The organism is Phenylobacterium sp. (genome assembly GCF_030693805.1).
Classification (GTDB): Bacteria; Pseudomonadota; Alphaproteobacteria; order Caulobacterales; family Caulobacteraceae; genus Phenylobacterium.
On record NZ_JAUXZW010000197.1, the window covers coordinates 1 to 1,342 of the forward strand.

The 1,342-nt window shown below is 54.2% G+C and carries 2 protein-coding genes; one reads left to right on the plus strand and one right to left on the minus strand.

The annotated features are described in order from the left end of the window. Positions 1–731, minus strand: a 731-nt coding sequence (locus Q8M88_RS07975) for a competence protein ComEC (RefSeq protein WP_305596142.1), incomplete at its 3' end; no start/stop codon positions are given. A gap of 349 nt (positions 732–1,080) precedes the next feature. On the opposite strand from Q8M88_RS07975, the gene Q8M88_RS07980 reads away from it, so the two are divergent. Beyond that, a partial coding sequence (locus Q8M88_RS07980) for a heme-binding protein (RefSeq protein ID WP_305596144.1) occupies positions 1,081–1,342 on the plus strand: 262 nt, incomplete at its 3' end.

The window sequence follows — 1,342 nt, forward strand, 5'->3', positions numbered from 1 at the left end:
TCCTGCAGCCCCTTGCGTCCCGTGTCCCCAGTAAGAAGAATCTTCTTTCCACAAAGATTGGCATATTGAACAACAGACATCTCATTTTCGGCGGCAGTTTCTTCGGTCGAAAAGCGCTCGTCACCCCAGGCCATTTTGACAAGAGCGACCACTTTTTGCGCTACTTCCACCATGAAGCCACCCAAGGAATCGAATGCCGCTTCCTTGACCGGCTCGGGGGTCTTGTCTGATGCTACGACCATATCAAAAAATAGCGCACGGCTCGGAGCCATTACCGTAAAGGCGCCAATTTGAGTACCCTGAAAGGGCTCAAAGATCGGAATGCCTCTTCGTTGGGCTATGTCTTCCAAAGCAGCGAGATTCGAATACGCAACTCTAAGTCGCCTCGTCAGATTATCTACGTTCGAATAGCTAGCGAAGCGATTGATCAGCTGTTCTGCATAAACCCACGGTCGTAGCATCCAGAGAGCTCCGACATCGAATTCCTCAAGAATAGTCCGCAAACCACAAGAATGGTCGCCGTCATTGTGGGTAACAACGACGTTATCAATAAATGACGGGTTGTTATAATAGAGACGTATATGTTCGGCGACTTTTTGTCCAGTATGCTTGAACCCGCCGTCCACGACATGAATAAATACTTCCCCTCCGATCGTGTAACGAAGCGCGATCGCATCCCCGCTTTTAGCTGTTTCAACGTCGAGGAAATCTATCTCAAAATAGTCGGACATCAGCCGCTCCTATTCTTAATTGCAAATCGCCGAGGAGATCCGCCCAAATAGCCAGCACGCGTTAAAACGCGGGCGAAACCGCAGCAGTAAGCTCAAAGCTTAGAAACGGAGCTTAGGGTTTACAAGGGCTACGCATGACGACCATCTGTTTCGCCGTCGATTACCCACAGCGCAAGCAACGATCACGCGGATGCGACCCCGTCACGAGGCCTCAGAGCTTCCTAAATAACGAGCCATAGGCGTTGAGCCTGCGACGGCTGGCGAAAAACCGCCCCTCATTGGCGTCGTTCCGACTGGTCCGCCGCCCTGCTGCGCCTCATCTTACCTATTAGAGAAGAGGACCCAGGAGATGCGGCGCTTTCTTGCTATCCTTGTCGGGCTCATCGCGGCTGCCCCCGCACGCGCGGATTCCGATGTGGAGCATGCGCGATATTCGGTGGTCGCCTCGACAGGGGCCATCGAAATTCGCGACTACGCGCCGCAGATCGTCGCAGAAACGACGGTCGCCGGCGAGCGCGGCGCGGCCATTAGCGAAGGCTTCCGCCGCCTCGCCGGTTATATTTTCGGCGACAATTCCCCGCAGCGGAAAATCGCCATGACCGCGCCCGTCG